The organism is Natrialba taiwanensis DSM 12281 (assembly GCF_000337595.1).
In the GTDB taxonomy this organism is placed as follows: Archaea; Halobacteriota; Halobacteria; order Halobacteriales; family Natrialbaceae; genus Natrialba; species Natrialba taiwanensis.
In genome coordinates, this window is sequence record NZ_AOIL01000019.1 from 32,658 (window position 1) to 55,312 (window position 22,655).

Consider the following 22,655-nt stretch of genomic DNA (forward strand, 5'->3'; position numbering starts at 1 on the left):
AGCCCGATCTTGGTCGTCGTGTTTGTGCGTACGATTGACTATCTCCGCTGGCGCTCAGTTAACCAACACACCGGATTTTCCGGGGCTGTTTGTTGGTTAAGAACCTCGGCGCTGACGCGATTCCTGTGCGACCACGTTGAAGATGCTTCCCTCCGAACTCCTCGGTATGTGTGGCCGGAACTCGCTCTTCATCGACCAGACCGACCTCGAGGCTCGCTTCAACGCCGAGGTCGTCACAGACGGCGGGTACACACCCCGATACAACATCGCGCCTGGCGACGACCTCCACATCATCACGAACGAGGCTCCAGACGAGATCGACGCCTACCACTGGGGGCTGATTCCGTTCTGGGCGGACGAACCCGAGGAGGGCATCATCAACGCTCGCTCCGAGACTGCCGACGAGAAACGCGTCTTCGAGCGGGCGTGGGAATCACGTCCCTGCCTCGTCCCCTCGTCAGGGTTCTACGAATGGAAATCGCCGAACGGCGGGTCGAAGCAGCCCTACCGGATTTACCGGGAGGACGACCCCGCATTCGCGATGGCTGGGCTCTGGGACGTCTGGGAGGGCGACGACGAGACGATCTCGTGCGTCACGATTCTCACGACGGAGCCGAACGACCTGATGAACTCAATCCACGACCGGATGCCGGTCGTCCACCCAAAGGACGCTGAGTCCGACTGGCTCGCCGCAGATCCGGACACCCGCAAGGGACTGCGCCAGCCGTACCCGAAGAACGATCTGGACGCCTACGAAATACCGACGCGGGTCAACAACCCCGGTAACGACGATCCCCAGGTCATCGAGCCGCTGGACCACGAGCAATCGGGCCTCGGCGAGTTCAGTTCCTGATAGCTGACGGGGTCACGGTCACTGCATCGGCGACACAGTTGCCGAATCGACGAGCGAGTCCTCTCGATCTCGGATGGTACCTTCTGCCTTAAGGCGGTCTTAGAGATGCTTACGCTCGGTATTATCCAATTGTGCCTTCCGCTGAGAGAGCATACGTACTATGCGACGATGACCCGTTTGTTATCGAGCTAGCACCCATCCTGATCATCTGATGCCGTGTCCGATGGCCATGTTGGGCCCTCTGGGCGAGGGATCTCCTCTACCAACCCCTTCTCGAACTGCGAAGCTCTCCAGGCTATCACGTTCTCCTTCCGCTGGACGTACTTTTCGTCGGTATCCAGCCAGCGGGAAATCTCCTCGTAACTGTGACCAGCACAGAGCAGCACCATCACTGCGAAATCGAAGCGATCGAGATTGCTCTCGTTCGCATCGGCATCAATCCGGTCGAGGAACGCCTGTGAGGCATCACCGACGAACTCCATCAGTATCTCATACAGTTCTTCGTCATCAAATCCATCAAACGTGAATCCCTCTGTGATGTTGTTCCTAGGATCACTCTCTTCGGTATCCCAGCGAATCTCTTCGAGGGTTGCTCTTTCACAGTCGTGAAGTCTCGATAGGCGCTCTGGATTCTCCTGTTCCCAGGTTGTGATTGTGTCGGCTACTGCCTCAGATTGAGCGTGTTCGATATAGGGATCACACCCCCGCTTCGCGATGACTGACTCGATGTTCTTTCCCGAAATCGTCAGTAGGACGGACGCACATCGATCAGTCTTCTTGAGGATTTGTGCGACTTCACGACGCGATTCGAGTTCGTCCAGGCCTGCACGCTTCTGCGCGTCGTGGACGAGGTTGTTTCTGCGTTCTTTGACCTCGACAAGCGATCCGTGGTCACCCCCGGTCAGTATTTGGATATCGCAGAGTTTCTCTAATCGCTTCGCGTGCCCCATACTCCGAACGTGCTCAGTGATGCTGTCGAGACGAGCTTCCTCGCGAAAGAGTTCGTTGAGGACCGTTTCTGTCGTCAACTCTTCGATGAGTGCCGAGGCGAGGAGTAGATACGAAAAGAATGACCGCTCAACGTCGCCGTCGATCTCGTCGGTGGACCGGAGTTTTTCAGCGATTTCAGCACGCTGTTCGAGATAATACTCGAGGACGTTGTCTGCGTGCCCGACGAGAGAGTTTTGGCGTTCTACGTAGGCAACTTGGAGGAGTAATTCCTTCTCGAAAGGAGTGCTCTCACTCAGCTTCTGGCACTTCTGGAGCGAATTTGTGGGGAGATGGCGGGTCAAATAATCGATGTCGTCGTAGACGAGCGGCGTATTCGTCGGGCAGTTGTCTACGATTGACTGAAAGTCGTCGTTGTCAGAGAGCTCGTTAAGAGCAGCGCGTATCTCGTCGACGCTAAGTTCCCGGATATCTTCTGACGGGTCTGATTCTTCACCGACCGGAACGACGCGGTACGATGCATCTCCAACGATGACTACCGGCCCTTCCAGATCGAGAACCTGGTATTCCCCGATAGGGCTCAGAGAGACTGTCTCTGAGTCTATTGCGAACGATAAGTCGAGATTAGTATCGTCACCCACGCGTCAAAAACTGCAAAGGGCTCTATTCGACCTGGGCTTCGTACTCGTCCCAAAGCGTGTCGATGTCCGTGCCGGTCTCCTCAGAGATATGGCGCAGCAACTGCGCCCTGTTCTCGAACCGACGGAGCTGGCCCTTTGCGCTCATAGTAGGACATAATCGCTCCTACAGTAATAAATCACGGGGGTACATTTTCCCGCTCAACAAAACACGACCTATTCGTTCCTCAATCACCCTGCTCAGCGAGTGTGGGAGATGGCTGGTCGATGGCTGTGTATTCCCGATCTCGGCTGGATCCGTCTTCTTTGAGGAGGTTGTATTGAGTCATCTTAGACAGATACGCCCGTACAGTCCGCTTCGTCCGTGGGTTATCGACGTCCTCGGTATAGCGCTCGTGAATCTCGCTCGGCCCGACCGGGCCGTACTCACGAACGATGTCGTAGACGACGCGCTGATGTGGCGTGAGTGAGTCGAGGCTCTTCTGCTTGATTTGGGCCCGAGCATCCTCGGCGGCGTCCAGGAGAATGTCGTCGGTGATGCGCTCGTGGTTCTCGCGATCGGCCTTGCCGGCGGCCGTTCGAAGGATGCCGATTGCGAGGCGGGCGTCGCCGGCGGCCGCGTCGGCGATCCGGTAGAGCTGGTCGTCGGTGATGACGTCCTCGTCGAGCCCCCACTTCGCCCGCGCACTGAGGATGTCGTACAGCTGCTCGTCGTGGTACTTGTCCATCCGGACGTGTTCGCTGGAGCGCAGCCGGCTCGCGAGGCGGTCGTCGACGCGGCTGAACAGCTCCTCTTCCTTGTTCGCGATGCAGATGATCGCGAACTGCGAAAGGCTGTGGAGGTCGTAGATGACGCTGGGGTCTTCGAGCTGGTCGACCTCGTCGAGGATGACGACCCTTCGCGGGCCGTCATGTTGCTGGAGGCGGTCGACGAGTTCGTCGTGCGGTGTCGACTGCCGGTGGATGTCGATGGTGGCGCCGAGGTCGTCGAGGATCTGGTAGAGCGTCCGGAATCGGGTGTAGTTGCGCCAGCAGTTGACGTAGGTGGTCTCGACGTCGAGGACCTCTTCACGCAGTCGTTCCGTGACGAACTTCGAGATGCAGGTCTTTCCGGTGCCGCTGGGCCCAGTAACGATGGCCGTGTCGGCGCGTTCACCGTTCATGATCGGTTCGAGGACACTGGAGAGGTGGTTGACCTCGGCGTCGCGATGCTCAACTTCTCGAGGGACGAACCCAGCGCGGAGAACGCGAGCATCGCGGATCATCTTTGCTTGATCGACTGATTTTCCGGCTAGTACTAAAAACGTGACCGGGTCGTTTCCGGAAACGATTCAATTAGCCCCGTTCTGTCTGTGGTGATTCCCGCGTTGTAACGCGATTTATTTTGTGGAAAACCCAGGCTTCCAGGAACTTCTGGGATTACGTTAGAATGATTCCTCAGAATGGCCGGAGATCGCGCCACCGGACATCAGTTTCCGTTCCATCCTTCAGCTGAACACGATACAGTACAGCATCGCGAGTATCGCCTGTGACGGTGCCGGCATCGTCCTCTAAGATAGCGATGATCTCGCCGTAGCGTCCGTGGAGCCGGTCGTAATCTGGATCCATCTCGTCAGGGATATCGATTCGGACGCGGTCACCTTCTTCGTACTGGTGGTCCGTCATTTTTGCTCCCGGAGGTACTCCGTCCGTTCGTGGACGTCTTTCTCGAACCCGACGAGCCACTCCTCGAACGGTGTATCTTCCTCGTCAGTGTTGAGGAACCGTTCAATGAATCCCTGGTTCGCATCTGTCGACGTCGGGTCAGCCGTTCGAACTGAGATGTTTTGTCCCTCCGGTTGTTGGCCTGCTTTCAGGAGTTCGAATGCCCGATCGACGATGGCCGGATCGTAGTCCAATCTGAGACGTCCAAGGTTGTTCGTCCACCTTCCAAGACGGCCTTTCTCAAGCTGGTCGACGTGATATGCGAGCTGAATTGTCGACATACAACACAGCGTTGCCAGATCATCGATACCACCGTCAGCAGCGCACTCTGCAATCCGCCTCCATCCCTCATCGATCGAGCCTTCGACAAACGGATACTCGTCTTCTGAGACGCGATACCGTAGAACTGTCTCTGTGAAGCTGGCATATTCACGCCAACAGTGCCGGAGTGACTCCGCTTCATCGGGGAGTGTCCACTTCCGTCCCTCCGTTGGGGAGATCCAATTGATGTCCTGATCTTTCACGGCAGGGCCGTACCGGTCAACGAGAGCCTCGAATATCTCGCCGATCTCACGGCTGTAGTAGTCCCCGACGAGGTGGTAGGTCACGTTCGAATCCGGTCGGCGTCGCAAGAGAAGCGTCATTTGGAAATTCAGTGGATGGAAGACCGCTCGAAATGTCGAGTAGTCAGCGTTGCTTGCTGTGGCTTTCGTCAGTTCGAGTAGTGACTCCTTGACGGGGCTTCGAAGGCGGTTCCCTTCCCAGGTCAAGGGAGCCGCATCAAACGCGTCTCCGAGTCCCTCAGCAGCGTCCTCGGTGACGTCAGTAAAGCCATGGTCGAGCCCATCGAGAGCGACCGCCTCGATATCGTCAGCCGCATCCGAAACGAGATCGTATTGCTCGTGAGTGTACGCCTGTTCCAAAATCGGCGGGACATACTCCGTGAGGACCTCAGTCGAAACGGCAGCTGCATACTGGTCGGCTTCCTCCTCGGAATGTTCGTTCTCAAGGTGCTCGAACGTCTTCGTGAGTACCATTCGAAGCCCATCGATCCCCTGTTCTGCGGTTTGGTATTCGCCCAGCTCAATCGCCCGAGCAATCGTTCGGTACAGTGGACGAATCGGATGTACCTCGAACTCCTGAAACTCCGTAACGGTCGCTGGGAGGTATTCGTCCGGTGCGAGTTCCCGTTCGACCAATACGGCGATGAGATCGTCGGGCGAGCTGCGTTGAATCATCATCTGGATGAATCGGTAGAGCGCAAACGTCGAGACGACAGCGAGGGCAAATGCGATCCCGACGGCTGCATTCGTCAGGCGACCGTTCTGGACCGGAAGCAGATAGACGACGAGCAGGTTGAACGCTATTGCGACAACGAAGAGCGCAAAGGTCGTGCGGAACAGCGGTTCTTTAACGAACAGCGAGGTGAGTCGGGCGGAATACCGCATTACAACGAGTTGCAGGGCGACGACGGTCACGGAGAAAACGATCGCAAGGACTGAGGCTTCTGCTGTCGTCAGGGTCGTCAGTAGTGCCCTGATATTCTCGGTCTCGACAGCCGGATTGAGGAGGGCAGCCAGTGCCGCAAACACTGCGGTCACGGTAAGTGTAAGGAGGATATATCGAACTATGAGGGAATGACCCCATGCCGAGAGCCTTCCTCGCCAATTCCGATCACTCATAAACTCGGTTTCATCCTGAATTGCACACTACCACTACATAATTCTGTCAATGGCAAGTCGATGGATGTGCTCGAGTTTTCTCACCAAACACTAAGTCACCTTGAGGGATACATTCGGTAACACGATGATTTCTCTCCCTCCCCTCGTCGATAACGCCAATCGAACTGTCGAAGACGTCTACAGGAAGATCATCCCACAAATCGAAGAAGCACGAATCGCTACCGGCTACTTCTACCTTTCTGGATTCGATCTGTATCGCGAAGATCTCGAACAACTCGCTGACCCAGACGAACTTGGTCACGCACCCCTTCGTATATTGATGGGGCGACAAACGAATCGAAGTACAGCAGATGAAATCGGAGAGGGACAAAGCCTACGTGACGAACTCAGAGATGAGGTCGAAGAGAGCATTGAGGAGCTCAACAACGCGCAGTTAGGACGGTTGGACCGGCTGCGAGACTTCATAGCCGAAGACAAGGTTAGCGTCCGTGTGCGAAATCCAGAGAATGGCTACTTCCACGCAAAAGGAGCCTCATTTAGAGCGCCACAGGACGATGATGACTGGGTAACTGACAATGATACGGATACGCGTCCCTGTGCGACGATTGTCGGATCCTCAAACTTCACTGCGAGTGGTCACCGAAACAATATCGAACTGAATCTTACGAGTCAAGATCGTCCTGAAGCTGAGGCGTTCGAAGACTGGTACGATAACCAGTGGGCGAATGCCGAGGACTTCAGCGAAGAGATCATCCGGATCATCGAGAACAGCGAGAAGTACCAGGACTGGCAGGAACAACAGGAAGAGGAATCAGATGATGAAGAGACGCCTGATGACTTAGGCACGTATATTGAACCATTCGAGCTGTACAAACTTCTCGCATACGACGAACTGAGCGGGAACGTCAACATCCGTGATAGCCCGCTGTACTACTTCCAGACACTCGGATACGAAAGCGCGAAGGAGAAACTCTCTCAGTTCAACGGCTGTATCATCTCTGACTCCGTCGGGCTCGGGAAATCGTTCATTGGCGGTGAACTTCTTCACGACTACCGTCAACGAGGAGATCACTGTCTCCTCATCGTACCTGCGAACCTCATCGAACAGTGGGAAGACCTTCTTCAAGACGATACTGATGAAGGCGGCAATCCGTACTTCGGTCTCGAAGTCGATGGGACCCACTTAGAGGTAATGAGCATTAGCAACTTCCAGAATCTCGCGTATGAGGAGGTACAGGACCTCAAAGACAGATTCGATGTCGTACTCATTGACGAAGCCCATCGGTTCCGGAACCACGGCAAGTGGAGACCGGACCCCGATGGCGAGGATGATTACAAGGGAACCCGTCGACATGCGAATCTGCGACAGCTTCGGGGGAAGACGATGATCATGCTGACGGCGACGCCAATTAATAACTCTGCGACCGATTTAGAGAACCTCATTAGTCTGTTCACCAGCCCAGAAGAACTGCGGAACAAGGCATCACTGAACTTCGACGCCTTTGAAGAATACATCGAGCTTTCCGAGACGCGAAAACAGATCGCTGCAGGGAAGGAGGAAGCCACAGAGGAGGAACAACGAAAAATCACCGAACAACTCCAGCGACACTCGGAAGAGATCTCGAAGATTCTGAATGAGGTAATGGTGCTCCGAACGCGGAAACACGTCAAAGACCAAATTCAGGTCGAGGAGGATTTCGAAATGAGTTTCAAACCGCCAACGCTCAGCAAGGAGCAGTATTCGCTTCCGGCAGCATACCAGCCAGTCTATCGGATGCTACCGGACGTGATGGACGCATTACACCTTCCGCACATCACAGTAAAAAATCCGAAAGCTGGTGGAACACTGAAGGCGCTGTATAAGCTAAATCTGCTCAAACGGTTGGAGTCTTCGACGTACGCGTTCGTGCAGTCCATCGAGACGCTACACCGGAGCGAACGCCAACTCCTCGGCCTTCTCGATGGGCTTCCAGAAGACGAGCAGATCGATGTGCTGCGTGCTGCTCAAGACGGCGAAAAATCGGAGACACTTGATGACTTTGTAGAAGGAAATGATGCCGCCGAAGATCTTGAACAGACGCTGGAAGAGTTTGGGTTCGATGCGACCGCGGTTCGGGCCGATGAAGACACTGAGAGTGACAATACGGACGAATTAGTGGATGCGACGATTGGTGAGGTGAAGACGTATATTCGAGAGGATCTGACGCTGCTGGCGTACTTCTTGTCGCAGTTTATTGGCGACATCGCGCAGGACTCCGGTGACGTGAGCGATCAGGCTGTTTCGACACGGCAGTGGCTTCACGATCACAACGTCGGAGTGCTTCCGGACGTTCCAGAAGAGGAATTGAACCCAATCCTCTACCCACGAAGTGACCTGACTGACGTTGATGAGGCGACGCGAGAGTTCTATGAGGCGGTGTTCTCGCTACGGGAGTTTCGTGACCCGAAGGTTGAGCAACTCGTGGACGTTCTTAAGAGGTATGATGATGAGAAGATCCTCGTCTTCACCCAGTACCGTGCCACGGCAGACTACGTCCACCGAACGCTCCTCAAGGATTCTGACTCGCCCCTCACGGAAGCGAATAGTGCTGTCGTCAAAGGTGGTGATGAAAACAAGCAAGACGTCATTCAGCGATTCGCCCCCGAAGCCTCGGGGTACCAGCAAACGCTGGCTGAATCCGGGGAATCCGAATTACAGTACGTTATCGCAACCGACACCCTGTCGGAAGGGGTCAATCTCCAGGACGTGTCCGTTCAAATATCGTTTGATTTGCCGTGGAATCCGATGCGGATCGTTCAGCGCGTGGGACGTATCGACCGGATTGGCAGTACCGAGCAGAAGTACGTTCACAACTTTCACCCTGATGGAGACATTGAAGCGGCGATTAAGCTCCTGAAGCGGCTACAGGCGAAAATCAACGACATTGCACTCATCGTTGGAAAAGAGAACAACATTCTAGACCCGAATGAAGACCAGATTCTGGAGAAGACCGGTGTGAACACGGAGAAGACAATAGGTGAACTTCAGGTGGATGAGATTGAAGACTCGCTTCAGAAGTCACGAGAGATCGACGACGTGAACGAGCTCGATGACACGAGTAAGAACCCCCTCCTTCGAAATGCAGGAAGTAACGAGCAGGCTGCCTATGAGCGGTTCCTGCTCAAGAAAGAGCTGAACGAGGAATTCGGTCTCTCGGAAGACGACTTCGAGTACGCCGCAGACTACTTTGAGGACCCCCCGGAGGAACGTGAACGCCTGTACACGAATATCACCGACCATGATTCAGGCCCGCGTCCGGGTGTGTTTGGGCTTGCACCCCTCTGGTTCGATGAGAACGACCACGAGTCACCACTAGGCCGTGTGCGGCGGGCCTTCTACTACAAGCCGTTCTCTGATGAGGTCAAGGAACGTCCTGTCGGGACACTCAAGATCGATCCTGAGGTGAGTGGAGAACCGATCACAGGGAACCCGGAAAATGTGTTGTTTAACCGCGGGGCGATTCAGGCGGTTCTCGACGACCGTCTGGAAGCGGTTCGAGAAGGCCAAACAGCTTCTATATTCAAGCAAGGAGACTCATTCTCAAAAGAGCAGGAAACGATTCTGGACTTTATCAGCCACTACTTGCAACCGAACCACGGCAAGATATCTGCCTCGGATGACGACTACGATACTCTTGCTGAGTGGGCTAATGATCTTCAGGAGCGCCTCCAAGATGTGAAGTTAGCCAACACAGACGAAGATCGTATCCTCCGAGATACTTTTCGACATAATGACCAGTACGATTCGTTCACAGATTGGCCGCCAATCGAATTTTTAGAGGAACTTGAATCGTTCTTAAAAGAGAACGTTGAGGAGTCTACTGAATACCAGTCAAAAATTATTGGTGAAAGCGAAGTACAAGCTGAATTAATGTGTTGGGGTATTGTCGGAAGGTGACTCCCGTCATCCGCACTAGGCGTAATTGCAAGGCCTCTTAGTCTACTGGTACGGTCCTTCCACTTCTAACTCGTCGTACTTCTCTAAAACCCGCTCAAAGTACTCGTCTGTCATGAATCTCGGATCCTGCAGCCGGTAGAAGTCATCGAGAACGAACTTAGTCTGTTCTCGATTCAGCCCATACGCGTGGAATGCGGCCGCATCAAGCTCAGACTGCGTTTCTTGCCGGGCGTCGTGTTCAACGACAGTGTCAATGCCACCGAGGCGGTCACGCATCTCTTCGAATGACTCTCCGTAGCAGTTCAGGCGAGCCGCCCGCTCAGAGATGAACTGGAACCAATCATCACCATCAGTCAATCTCGGAACCTGTGATTCCGCGAATTTGTACTTCGAAATATGTGTCTCCACCTTCTTGCTCATAATGAAGTCGAACGGTATGCTGTTCAACAAGCCGACCATCACAAACATCTCACGGTCACTATACGCACGTTTGTACGCCGAGTGCAGCGGGAAGTCTGAGAGGTCTTCTTCAGCTGGGTCAATTTTGAATGGGCGAATTGTCTGTAATGTGTCTTCGCACACTACACTTTTCGGTAGGACCGACGCGATAAGTGTCCTCTCGTTCGTTTTGTTCGTAATATCACGATATCCAATTCGATACTCTGAGCAATCCAATCGAATGTCCAATTCGCACAGCTCTTCGTCTCGGTGGTCCGTGAGTAGGTCATTCACGAACCCGATCTGAGACTTGCTGGTTGATTCCCCGCCGAACTCCGTATAAATCGCTTTCTTCAGGTCACCACTATTGTAGCGTTTTGTCCGTATACGGGACTTTGCGCTTGTCTCCGAGTCAGTCTCCTCACCGACACTCCAGTATTTCGGGCCATTCAGATCAAGGAGCAGGTTGTCGTGGTGGAACTGGTAGATGTTACTCCCACCGTAGACGGGGTAGTCGGCGTTCTCCGGCGTTTCTAAGAAGCGGTCGGAATCCCGTGCGGAGTGCAGTTCTTCACGAAGTGGTATGGCAGTCCACGCATCCGCTACATCTGTTTTCAGCGAGGGGTGTGAGAAGATCGTGTTTAGAACCTCCACTTGTGTTTGACTTGTGACCGCCGGGAAGATTCGAGCCTCTGGTGAGAATTCTAATAGTACTTGTTTCGGCACGCTGACAGCCTTCTGATCAAGATTCCGGAGCACTCCAGTATCCCGCTGGTCGAAAATTCCTTTCAGATCTTCAGTCTGACCACTGTTCTTGAACGTGAGCACACCGAACTTATACTGGTCGTGCAGGTCATCAAAAATACCTTTATTCTCGAAGTGAACGAGGCTGTTGACCGTCGTGTTGTCCAGTAACTCAACTCTGAGATCTTTCCCGATTGAGCCGCTGAACAGGATTCCTGGAAGGATTTGCGATACGTATGACTCCTCAGATGTTAGTTCCAGAACCCGCTCCAAGAATAACGCTGACAGTTCATTCTCACTGGCAACTCCTCTTCCATCCACGGTTGGGTTCTGAAGTCGATAGTTCGAGCTGTTGTTATAGTACGTAGCTTGCGTCTTCATCTCCTCTTTGTGCTGTTCCCAACCAGCTGCGATTGATTCATCTTCAAGCAGTTCCTCTTGAATCCGGTTTTTCTCACTTTGATCACGGGTTCGGAACACTTCGTCAAACTTTGGGAAGTAGTCATCCCGGCTGTGTTTCACCGTATCCCACGGCGGGTTACCGATGACGATATTGAACCCACCATCAGCGTATACGGACGCGAACTCTAACACCCAGTGGAACGGGTGGAACTTTTCTAAATCCTCCTTCGTAACGTATTCAGCACCCGATTCATGAAATTCATTGACAACTTTCTCGTCAAGTTTATCGGTGTGATCGGCGATCCGTGATTCCGCAACTCGGCGTGCATTCGTTGCAGTGGATGCACTCTTCGCTTCACGGTGGCGCTCCACAGCCGTGATAATGTCTTCATACATCTCTTTCACACTCTCACCAACTCCACCGCCATAGTTGGTGAGTGAAGCATCGCCTTGTTCGGTAACAACCTCCTCGACTTCCGTGAATCCGATTAGAGAGTTCCCCTGACGAATGTTGAAGTCGATGTTCGGTAACGGCTCAACCTCGTTTGGTTCATCTTCAATATCCGCAACCATCGAGAGCCACAGCCGAAGTTTACAGATTTCGACGGCTCCTTCCTCAATGTCTACCCCGCAGTAGTCGTGATTTTCATCACAAAAATATAACGAATCTACTAACAGAGCTGACTCATTCCACTACAGTACGGATATCTATTCTAAAGAGTAATAATCAATTCAGAATGTATACGTGGATAGAGTGACCACCACTTATGACAAAAGGGGAACTTCCATAGAGTATGACTCTCCGGCAGATCACCGCGAATGATATCGCGGGGTGGGACTCCCTCGAAGATATCGCTAATTCGTTCGAGAAACGCGGGTTAAAGCCGCGTCCAAACCTTGGAGAAGACAACCAACTCGTTCTTCAACTCTCAGACGACGAATTCGTCGTACTCGTCAACGCAGGTCCCGGAGAAGCAGCGACTGACTTCAAGCCGGATAATCGTTCCCGGCATACGAACCTTGTCGCTACGAACGACTTTGAGGAGTTTACCTTCCTCACTCGCATGCGGACGTGGGAAGGCCAACAGCACGGTCGGATCAAGCACCAGAAAATCTCCTTCACTAAGAACCAGTTCACGCGTGACAGCGGAGAAAAGAACACCGTCCTAAAGAAGCTTAACTCAATCGAGTACGGCTCCTCAACGGCTATCTACGACACACTGTACGATACACAACAGGTGGTCAAAGAATTTTACGAGGAGTTTGAAGATCTTCGTACTGATCTCGTTCAAAAGGTCTCTGGTATCCCTGATGACCGTGGTGATGCGAAGCAACGCTACGTGCAGGTCGTCCTGGATCGGATGATCTTCCTGTATTTCATTCAGGAAAAGCGTCTTCTGGACCGAAATCCCAACTACCTCCACGAACAGCCCGGGAACGTCGTAGATGACGGCGAAGATCGGTACGAGAATTTCTACCGGCCACTGTTCTTTGACTACCTTGCAGAAGACAAGCAGAATCCCGATTTCGGGAGTCTTCCATACTTGAATGGTGGTTTGTTTGCCAAGAATCCTGTTGAGGAAGACTTCCCGGATGCAAACCTAGGAGAGTCTGCCGAAGAAACAAACGAACTGTTCGACGACATTTTGGACTTCTTGTCTGGGTGGAACTGGAACGTGGACGAACGGCTTGATATCGTTGATCCGAAGAACCTCTCGCCCGCTATTCTTGGGCATATCTTCGAGCAGACGGTCAACCAGAAAGAGATGGGTGCGTACTACACGCCTGAGGAGATCACCGGCTTCATGTCTCGCCGGACAATCCATCCGTATCTGCTTGACCAGCTCAACGACTCAGTTGATACCGAATACAGCGAGATTGACGACGTGTTCGGATTCCCTAGCGTAGAAGCTGGTGGTAGTGGTGAAGCGGCGTTAGCGGATGGCGGGACAATGACACGACAGGTCCCCACTAATAACGTGGAGACCAAACACGTCGAAACACTCTATCACGACATCCTAAAAGAGGTGCACGTTCTTGATCCGGCGGTCGGTAGTGGTGCGTTCCTGCTTGCTGCACAGGACGTGTTGGTGGATATCTATATGCAGTGCATCGAGTACTTCCAGCAACTCGAAAGCGAAGGTAAAGGATGGGAGTTAGATTCTCGAACACGCGATGAACTAGAAGAGGTGAATAAAGGACAGGGTGGGGCATCGCTATACGCGAAGCGGACAGTAATTCTGAATAATCTCTACGGGGTAGACATTGAGGAAGGAGCCGTCGAAATCTGTAAACTTCGGTTGTGGCTCTCGATGGTTGCGGATATTGAAGATGAGCCGAACGAGGTAGAGCCTCTCCCCAATATTGACTTCAATATACGTCAAGGAAACTCTCTTATCGGCTTCACTGATTTGATCGAAATTGCTCGTGAGGATGAAGGTGATGGTTCCCTGAGGAACTGGGGTGGTGGTGCTGGTACTGGGGTGAAAGAACTCTATGATGACGTGATTGATGCAATCGAACGGCATCAAGGTGCGAGAAGCGCGTCCGAAGCGACTAATGCCCGTAAACTCGCTGAAAGTCGTATTTCGTCACATAGTGAGATACTTGACGAGAAAGTTTTGGAACAATTCTATTCGGCTGGTCGTGAGGATATGACTCCCGATGATGTGGAGGCTATCCATCCATTCCACTGGGTGTTGGAGTTCGCATCCGTCTATGATGATGGTGGATTCGACGTGGTCATCGGAAATCCGCCATGGGATGTCCTCCGTACAAACCGGGATGATTACTTCTCAAAATACGATGAACAGTTTCGTTTCAGAATGCCAGAAGAGAAGGACGAAGTAGAGGACCGCCTCCTTGAGGATGACGAGGTCGCTGAAGGGTGGGAAGAGTATCAAGAGGAAATGCAGACCCGGGCAGATTATTTCAACGACGCTGGGGTATACACGATGCAGTCTCCGACAATTGACGGGAAGAAAAACACCGCTGAAAATGAACTTTCAGCTCTATTTTTGGAGCGCGTGTTCAATTTGGCGAGTGACTCTAGTTGGGTATCGCTTATCCTTCCGAACGTAATTTTCTCCGGAAGTTCTGGGAAGGATCTACGATTACACCTCCTAAACAACACCACAGTCAGCTCAATTGCGCATTTCGAGAACCACGGTATCTTCGAGCAAATCCACGCCCAATATCGGTTTGGGATACTCACGTTCAAGAACTCCGGGACTACTGACCGCCTTAAGGGTACGTTCGACGAGCGAAACCTCGACATCTTGACTGATATTGGGTCCAATACGGTGGAGATCCCACGCGCTGTCCTAACACGGTATTCACCCAAGGCAGCGATGTTCCCACAGATATCTGCATCGGGAGACGAGGCTGACGCCTCTCTGCGAGTGAGTGCTCTTGAAAAGATCCTCTCGCATCCTCCGATTGAAGAGCCAGTGGATGATACTTGGAGGGCGATCACACACCGGGAACTCGATCGAACATATGATTCAGACCGTTTTGTGGAGAATCCTGATGCCGGATCGTACCCAGTATATGGGGGAAAGAATATCTACCAATACGCATACAACAGCGAGTTCTACGATGTTGCTCCTCCAGAATTCTGGAGTGTGGAGCCTGAGATTGACTCTGATTTGAGTGCTAAGCAACGGATTCGTGAAAAAGAGGTGCGAAACCTCAAGACTGCACTGTATGAAGCGCTTGGCGGGACTGGTTCACAAAAAAGCTTTGTGAACAATCTACTCAAGGAAAAACGCGGAAAGCCACTATCGGACGATGACGTACTGCTTGACTGCACTGAATACCGGATCGTGTTTCGGGACATCGCCGCAGCAACGAATGAACGGACCTTCATCGCAGCAGTCATCCCCCCTGGAGTAGTATGTCACAATACTGTTCGGTCGATCCGACCGTACATGCTAGACATCACGAGATCCAACCTAGATGAGTATCCGCTCCGGAGTATCTACAAGCGGATGTTTTCTGACCGAGAGCTGTTCGTGACACTGGGGCTGTTGAATTCATTAGTATTTGATAATCTTATGCGAACGAAAACAGACACGCACATTCTTGACTATAAATTCCGCGAGTCACAGCTCCCTCGACTTACTGATGGAGACAACTGGTTCCATTATATTTCTAATAGGGCTGCTCGTCTGAGCTGCTATGGGGTGGACTTCGCAGAAATGCGCGAGCGATTGGGCGGTATTGAACCAGCTACTGACGACTACGAACGTCGAAAACTCCAAGCCGAGATTGATGCTGCCGCTCTTCACGCATATGGTCTAAATAATCGTGATGCCGAGTTTATTCTCAATGACTTCCACCGTGTCTCTGATCCCCGAGTTATGACTGAAGAATACTTTGATATAGTCCTCGACAAATACGACCTACTTGAACAAACCGGGCCGCAGTCATAGCACTACAAACTGGATTTTCGTAATGCTCTTTCATTAATTTCGTATCAGTGGATGTTATCCAATGCTCGCCGAGTCATTGCGCCATCGACGTTGAGATATTGCCGAGCTGTAGCAATATCTTCCCAACCAAACATTGCTCGAAGTGCCGCTAAGTCTAATCCTCTGCTGGCGTGGTAGGAGGCAGCCGTCGCTCGGAGACCGTGTAATGAAGTTGTGTTTCTAGAAAGACGCGGAGCGAGATCAAGGGCGGTATTCAATCTTCGTTGTAATGTTGAGAAGGAGTACGGCCAGCCACCGTGTTCCGTAATCAGAAGGTCGATCGCAACTCGAACCCGATACGAAAAATGAAACGGCACTGTTCGAGCAGCCGCTTCTGTTTTTGGAAGCCAATACAGATCGGCAAAATCTTCGAATCTACTATCTGGATCATGTCGTAGGCGTTGTTCGATTGCCTGCCGACAATAACCACAGAGGCCACCATCCCTCCCTTTGGTGCAAGCGTGGTGCTCGGGAATGCGGATCATTTGTCGTTCGTGATCGATCCACGACGAACTCAGATGTGTCATCTCACCGGGTCTTAGTCCGAGACGTCCACCGATTAGAATCGCAGCCCGCGATTCGAGTCGTTGAACGGGCTCGTCGATACGTCCTGCTCCTTCTAACAGTAATTCAAACTCGCGTTCACTAAGTGACTTCTCCCGTGTTGGTGCCATCTAGATAGGAAACGACTTTGAAATTGTTTAGAAGGCGAGCAAACGGGATCTTGATACGGAGAATCTGTATATACTTCACCTGTTCACGAACTCATCTGACAAAGATTTAACCGACATCGCTGACCTTCTACGTGCGTGCCATTTCCCCGCGCCAAATCGCCACTCCAACTCTACGACGAAGTCAAATCGTACGACCGGGTGATCACCCCGGACGGACCGCTTGCAAGTGCTCTCAACCGCCACCTCGATCGTTCGCATCTCGGTCCGTTCGCGATCCCACCACGCCGACTTGCAGTCGGTCGACGCCAAGAGTCTGAGGACCGTCTCGCCTTCCTCGGCATGCTTGATCACGAGGACTTCTCCTGGAAGCGCTGTGCATACGCGGTCGGGAACATCCTCCAATGTTGGGAACACCGAGGGTCACACGACGCTATTTTTGAGTACGACGGCTACGTCGACGACGCCACCGTACGAGCTGTGGAGCGAATCGCGGAACTCGAGACCGCCTCGATGAAGCTCACAAACGAGACCATCGATCCGAATCTCGACGTGGTCGTCATCGAACCGGCGATGCTCACCCAACTCGAACGAGCGTATCTGCCTGCCGAGTACGACACGGTCGACCTCTTCGCTGATACCGAGTTCGAGCTCCCGCCGTTCCGTATACACGATTCGCCGACGGCGATCGTCGAGACCATCGTCGATTCCGTCGATGACGAGAACGCTGATAACGTCGGGATTGTTCTCGACCAGGAAAGCGAGTACTCACCGCTTATCGAGTCCGCGCTCGAAGCGGCCGATATCCCGTTTTTCGGCGGGCCGGGATTCACAGATCGCAGCGAACATCGGTTGTTCCTCCACCTCCTCCGGACTGCCCACCGGGGGACTGATACCCGAATAAGCGAGATCCGGTCGCTGTTGACGGTCTTCGATTGTGACGTCGACGACGCTGACACAGACAAGCGACTGCACGAGCTTGACGATGGAGATCTCCAGTGGCTGATCGACTTCTGCCACGATGTCCAAGAGTCCACGTTCTCGGACGCCCTTATTGTGTTTGAACGCCACGCCGACAACACGTTGGACGCCTTCCGCGAGGAACTGGAGACACTCACCATCGCGGACGAATCTATCACGGAAGCGCGCCTCGACGATTTGTCGTTCTATCTCCAGACCTACGAGGTGCCGGTCGATCGAGAGAACGAGGGCGTCTTGCTCGCCGACGCGAAATCAGCTTCGTACGTGGGTCGTGAGGTTGTCTTCTACCTAGGGCTCGACGACCGCTGGACTCACTCGGCACCACGTCGTCCGTGGGTCGACCAGGACGCCCAGTTTACACGGAATCTTAAGAGCTTCCAGCTGCTGTTACAGAGCGGCAGCCAGCAACACTATCTCGTCCAAGATGCGACCGGCGGATCACCCGTCACGCCATGCCTGTACTTCGAAGAGCTCCTCGAACCGGAGTACGACCGTTTCTCCGATCTACCTTCGACAAGTCATCAGATCGAAACTGCAGCACGAGCTGGTGACGGATTCGAGAACGAACCTGTCGGCGTGACGTCCGACCCGGTCGAGACGATCAGCAAGTCGAGTCTCAACACCTACGTGAACTCACCGCGGGACTACTACTTCAGCCGGATCGTCGACGGTCCGGAGAAGGCGTATCTCACCGAGGGTAACCTGCTCCACGACTTCGCGGAGTTCTACGTCAACCATCCGGACGCAGTTGGCGAGGAGACACCCTCGGAGGTCGTCGAACTCATGCTTGAGGACGTCCGTCCGCTGGTTCCCTCCGTCGACGAACGGACCCGGCGCACTGAATATCGTGCGAGCCTCGAGACGATCGTCTCATATCTTGACGCGAACCAGCCGACTGAGAGCGCGTTTCTGACGCCGTCTAGTGGGGGTGACAATGCCGTCGCCGCTCACTTCGGTCGGGATGTCGACTCCCCCGTGACTGAACGCCGGTTTACTGACGAAGAACTGGGCATCAACGGAATGATCGACCTCGTTCAGTCGGATCGAGACCTGCTCGACTACAAGAGTGGCAGCGAGAGCAGCGCCACCTCGATCGTTAAACACGCCGCGATCGACGAGCCGACAGACGAGCCTGACTTTCAGGCTGCACTCTATCTCACCTATTGGCGATCGCAACGTCGGGGTGAGCAACTCTCGTTCACGTTCTTCTACGTCACCGAGCTCGTCGACAACGTGATCGCCGGCGACGCCAACGTCGACGACGCGCTGACGACTGTAATGTACTACCCGGAGTCGCTCACAGCACACGTGCAACGTGAGGAGTTCTTCGAGTATCTCCGTGAGGAGGGGGCACAGAAGTGCCAGAAGATTCTCTCGAAGATCGACTATCAGACGTACGCCGCGCTCTTCGATGCTGCGGAGCTCGTCGAGACGACCGACAGCGACGAACTCATCGACTCGGAGTTCGGACGGATGATGATCGACCGGCTCGAGGCCGAGATTGGGCCTTACAAGTACGTGACAACGGGGAGCGAGCAGGTGATGCGAGCGATCGTCGACCGGCAGAAGAGTGCGTTCTTCGAACCCGATCTCGATGCGTTCGAATCTTTTGTCGACGAACAACTGACGGAACTCAACCGACGCCGCACTGGTAACGAGGCGTTCCAGATCGAGGGCCTCGCCGGCGAGCCGAACTACCGACGGGTCGACAACCGGGATCTCCTCCTGGAGGGTGTACAATGAGCGGCGTCGACCCGAACCCTGAGCAACGTGAGCTCATCGAGGCGATTGACGGCCTCTATCTCGTCGATGCGGGTGCTGGCACCGGGAAGACGTTCACCGTTACCCGGCGATACGCCAATATCGTGGCCCAAGATGGCGTTAATCCCGAAGACGTGCTGTTGGTGACCTTTACGTACAACGCGGCCGAGGAGATGCGAGAACGGATTGTGCGTCACAGTGGGTACGGGATGCGGGAGCTCGCGAACGCGCCGATCCAGACGTTCCACTCATTGTCACACGACTTGCTCGACGAATACGGACACGACGCACCGATGTCCCTCGGGATTGATGAGACGATCACTGGCTCGACGCGGATTATCGAGGATGGAATCATCGAACAGGCGCTGTTTCGTGAGTTCATCGGTCAGTTCATCGACAATCACCCGGAGTATGACGAGTTCTTCACGGCACTGTCGGAGACCTCGGAGCTGCTCGATCTGATCAAGGAGCTGTCCGCAAAGGGTGTGTTCCCCACTGCGGATGGCTGGTACCGGGACGGCAAGTCACACCTTGACGGCGACTTCGAGGCGTTCGAGACGCTGTTTGCCGACGGAAACGACCCTCGAAACGGGGGGAGCAAGCAATCGAAGATCCGAAAGAAGCTCTATCAGTATGGTGAAGACAAAACGTACCTCCCGGAGGCCCCCGCAAAGTGGGACATCCGCGGCGATGGCAAGCAAGTCCCAGCGGACCTCGCTGAACGCGTCTTCGAGGAGGACCGAACGGCACTCAAGCGGTTTGTCCACGACGTATATCACGCCTATCTCGAGTTCGCGCTTCGACGGAACTACCTGAACTTCGGGTTCCTCCAGCTGTTCGCGTTTGTGCTTCTGTGTGAAGATCACGACCTCCGAGAGCAGCTGGGGTACGAGTACGTGATGGTCGATGAGTTCCAAGACTCCAGTAAGATCCAGTTCAAACTCACGCTGCTGCTCGCCGGCACGAACAATATCTGCGTGGTCGGCGACTGGAAACAGAGCATCTACAGTTTCCAGTACGCGGACGTCGGCAACATCCGCGAGTTCGACGAACGTCTCGAACGATTTACCGCGGAGCTCAATCGGGACATAGATCGAGTCACGTTCCAGACGACGCCGGTTGACGACAAGCAGCTGACGCGGAATTACCGGTCGACACAGTCCATCTTGGACTTCTCTACCCACGCGCTGACTGCCCGTGCGACAAAGAACGAATCTCTGGATGCGGAGGCTATCTCCGAGCAGGTGACACCACTGACTGCCGATACAGATCGAGATGATAGCTACATCGAGGCGCTCACGAGTGAGGACGAACACGAGGCCATTCTCGCGAAGATCGACGCAATCGTCGACAATGATGATTTCGCCGTCGAAGGCGACGACGGCACGTATCGCGCTCCTGAGTACGGCGACATCGCTGTGTTGACGCGAACCCGCGATTTCGGTCGGGATCTGCTCGATACGGCGAGTAAGTTCGGTCTGCCGATGGCCTACGAGGGTGGGATCGAGGTCTTCCGGACCGACGCCGCGAAGCTGGTGTTAGCGTGGTTGCGTATCCTCGAACGTGACGCTGAACGCGGGTGGGCACTCGTCCTCGAAGAGGCTGGCTACACGATTGACGAGACGAAGACGATCATCGAGCGTGAGGCGTATCCCGAAGCTATGGTCGCATTCCGAGAGGATCTACGGGAGTTGGAGACGTTCGGCGGCGTCGCCCGACGCGTGTTCGAACAGTACGGCCGTTCCGGCCCCACCGCAGATGTCGTTCTCGACACTATCCAGTCGGTTCACGGGACGACGACGTTCACCCGTGGAGAGCTGATCCGATTCATCGAGGAGGCGATTTCTGATGGGAGTACACACGACGTCGACGCCGGGGCTGGGACGAACGCGGTGACTGTCCAAACGATCCACGCGACGAAAGGGCTCGAATACCCGATCGTCATCCTCGCAAATATGAACGCTAACAAATTCCCGTCTTCCGGTGGCAGCGGGAGCGATATCGCCTACACCGACCCGATTGGCCTCCGTCAGCGGAAGGTGTACTCAGAGGACGCACACGGCGTCCCACACGTCTACGACAACTGGAAGACTGAGGTTCTTAATCGCTGCCTCCCCCAGAACTACGACGAGGAACGTCGGCTTCTCTATGTGGCTGTCACGCGCGCTGAGAGCCACCTCGTCTTGACTGGCGGTACTGACCCAAATTCGTTCCTCGATTCACTCCCCGTTGATGTCGAAGATATCGACCCCGATCTATCTGCGTTCGACCCAGAACCCGGCGAGCATTCGACCTACACGGTCGATATTCCGGAGCCTGATGGACCGGCAAGCTATTCACCACACACCTTCATCGATGACGCCGTCTTCGAAGGGAATACCGGCGGCCGGGGAATGGAGTTCGGGTCAGACGTCCACGAGTTTGCGGAACGGTATGTTCTCGGTGAAGCAGTCGAAACCGGCGATAACCCTGACAAAGAGCACGTCAAGGCGTTACTCGACTCACTCGAGGGTGAGACGAGAGCCGAAATCGATGCGTTCCTTCCGCTTACCGTCGACGGCGAGAAGGTAACGATCGGCGGCATCATCGACTTGCTCCACGTGACATCTGACCGTGTTGAGATCGTTGACTACAAAACCGATATCACAACGCACGCAGAAGATGAATACCGGAAACAGCTCAGTATCTACTACCATGTCGTCGCCGACCAATATCCCGATCGGTCGGTCACTGCGTCTATTTTCTACACCGATGATGGCACTCGGCACAATATTACCCCTCTCGATAAGGCGGCTCTTCGAGAGCTAGTGCTAACACATAGTGTTTAAATTACTTGTCTCGTGGATACTGAGCACTAGAAACTCAATGGTCGAAATTCCCAGCTCCCTTCGCTCTCTGTTCAGTGCTCCAATTAAAGAGCAGGATGGGACGTACATAGTGGAGGTCCCTTCGAATGAAATCAACTATGAAGCGTTATCAGCTGACGAAACGTATCGCGTAGCTATTCTGGAATCTTCTGTCTCGACGGGGTCGTCAGTACAACAGGGGTCACAGAGAGCACCTTCTCGTGAGACTGCGAGCCATTCTTCCTCAGGACCTCCCGTGGAGGAAGGCGAAGTACGTGATGTGCCCATCGAGACAGTCGGCGATCAGGGCGATGGTATCGCAAAAGTCGAACGTGGCTACGTCGTGATCGTTCCCGGCGCTCAACCCGGCGACGAGCCAACCGTCGAAATTGAACAAGTTCAGGAGAATGTCGCGTTTGCGAGCATCGTCGATAGCGATCCACGAGCATTCTAACTGCTGTTCTTTCTGTGGATCAACCTGCTTCTCGGTAAACCATCGGTGTGAGGGGGCTCCGTTCGAGTTTGTCTGATGGAGGTGATTTTGAAAGTCACGTTATGCCCTCTCCGTTCGTTCACGA

Annotated in this window: 13 protein-coding genes; 6 read left to right on the plus strand and 7 right to left on the minus strand. The window is 53.9% G+C overall.

What is annotated here, in order from left to right:
• Positions 1–166 precede the first annotated feature (166 nt).
• A complete protein-coding gene (locus C484_RS06905; protein ID WP_006825224.1) occupies positions 167–853 on the plus strand; it encodes an SOS response-associated peptidase in 687 nt (228 codons plus the stop codon).
• Between the two features lie 188 nt (positions 854–1,041).
• On the opposite strand, the gene C484_RS06910 is transcribed toward C484_RS06905, so the two are convergent.
• From C484_RS06910 to C484_RS06925, 5 genes are all read right to left on the minus strand, one after another.
• Complete coding sequence (locus tag C484_RS06910; RefSeq protein WP_006825225.1) at positions 1,042–2,442, minus strand: hypothetical protein; 1,401 nt, start codon at positions 2,440–2,442, stop codon at positions 1,042–1,044.
• A 22-nt stretch (positions 2,443–2,464) separates the two neighbouring features.
• Positions 2,465–2,587 carry a hypothetical protein gene (locus C484_RS24575; RefSeq protein ID WP_008528531.1) on the minus strand — a complete coding sequence of 41 codons (123 nt, stop codon included), beginning with the start codon at positions 2,585–2,587 and terminating at the stop codon, positions 2,465–2,467.
• 79 nt (positions 2,588–2,666) lie between these two features.
• Positions 2,667–3,704 carry a Cdc6/Cdc18 family protein gene (locus tag C484_RS06915; RefSeq protein ID WP_006825226.1) on the minus strand — a complete coding sequence of 346 codons (1,038 nt, stop codon included), beginning with the start codon at positions 3,702–3,704 and terminating at the stop codon, positions 2,667–2,669.
• A 172-nt stretch (positions 3,705–3,876) separates the two neighbouring features.
• Complete coding sequence (locus tag C484_RS06920; protein WP_006825227.1) at positions 3,877–4,104, minus strand: hypothetical protein; 228 nt, start codon at positions 4,102–4,104, stop codon at positions 3,877–3,879.
• On the minus strand, positions 4,101–5,825 hold the full coding sequence (locus C484_RS06925) for a DUF2254 family protein (protein ID WP_083867298.1): 1,725 nt from the start codon (positions 5,823–5,825) through the stop codon (positions 4,101–4,103). Before C484_RS06925 ends, C484_RS06920 begins: the two co-directional genes overlap by 4 nt.
• Before the next feature lie 124 nt (positions 5,826–5,949).
• On the opposite strand from C484_RS06925, the gene C484_RS06930 reads away from it, so the two are divergent.
• Positions 5,950–9,762: a helicase-related protein gene (locus tag C484_RS06930; RefSeq protein WP_006825229.1), complete on the plus strand. Its 3,813-nt coding sequence runs from the start codon at positions 5,950–5,952 to the stop codon at positions 9,760–9,762.
• 42 nt (positions 9,763–9,804) lie between these two features.
• Here the strand turns inward: C484_RS06930 and C484_RS06935 are convergent, their stop codons facing one another.
• On the minus strand, positions 9,805–12,024 hold the full coding sequence (locus C484_RS06935; protein WP_049915088.1) for an Eco57I restriction-modification methylase domain-containing protein: 2,220 nt from the start codon (positions 12,022–12,024) through the stop codon (positions 9,805–9,807).
• Positions 12,025–12,140: 116 nt separating this feature from the next.
• Here C484_RS06935 and C484_RS24185 point away from each other — a divergent pair, with 116 nt between their 5' ends.
• Complete coding sequence (locus C484_RS24185) at positions 12,141–15,779, plus strand: Eco57I restriction-modification methylase domain-containing protein (protein WP_006825231.1); 3,639 nt, start codon at positions 12,141–12,143, stop codon at positions 15,777–15,779.
• Between the two features lie 44 nt (positions 15,780–15,823).
• Here C484_RS24185 and C484_RS24890 read toward each other — a convergent pair whose 3' ends face one another.
• Positions 15,824–16,492: a tyrosine-type recombinase/integrase gene (locus tag C484_RS24890; protein WP_006825232.1), complete on the minus strand. Its 669-nt coding sequence runs from the start codon at positions 16,490–16,492 to the stop codon at positions 15,824–15,826.
• 135 nt (positions 16,493–16,627) lie between these two features.
• On the opposite strand from C484_RS24890, the gene C484_RS06945 reads away from it, so the two are divergent.
• Genes C484_RS06945 through C484_RS24580 form a run of 3 tightly spaced genes read left to right on the plus strand, consistent with a single transcriptional unit; the run spans position 16,628 to position 22,531 of the window.
• Complete coding sequence (locus tag C484_RS06945; protein WP_006825233.1) at positions 16,628–19,213, plus strand: PD-(D/E)XK nuclease family protein; 2,586 nt, start codon at positions 16,628–16,630, stop codon at positions 19,211–19,213.
• Positions 19,210–22,059 carry a UvrD-helicase domain-containing protein gene (locus C484_RS06950; protein WP_006825234.1) on the plus strand — a complete coding sequence of 950 codons (2,850 nt, stop codon included), beginning with the start codon at positions 19,210–19,212 and terminating at the stop codon, positions 22,057–22,059. Before C484_RS06945 ends, C484_RS06950 begins: the two co-directional genes overlap by 4 nt.
• 37 nt (positions 22,060–22,096) lie before the next feature.
• Complete coding sequence (locus C484_RS24580; RefSeq protein WP_049915090.1) at positions 22,097–22,531, plus strand: TRAM domain-containing protein; 435 nt, start codon at positions 22,097–22,099, stop codon at positions 22,529–22,531.
• Positions 22,532–22,655: the final 124 nt, after the last annotated feature.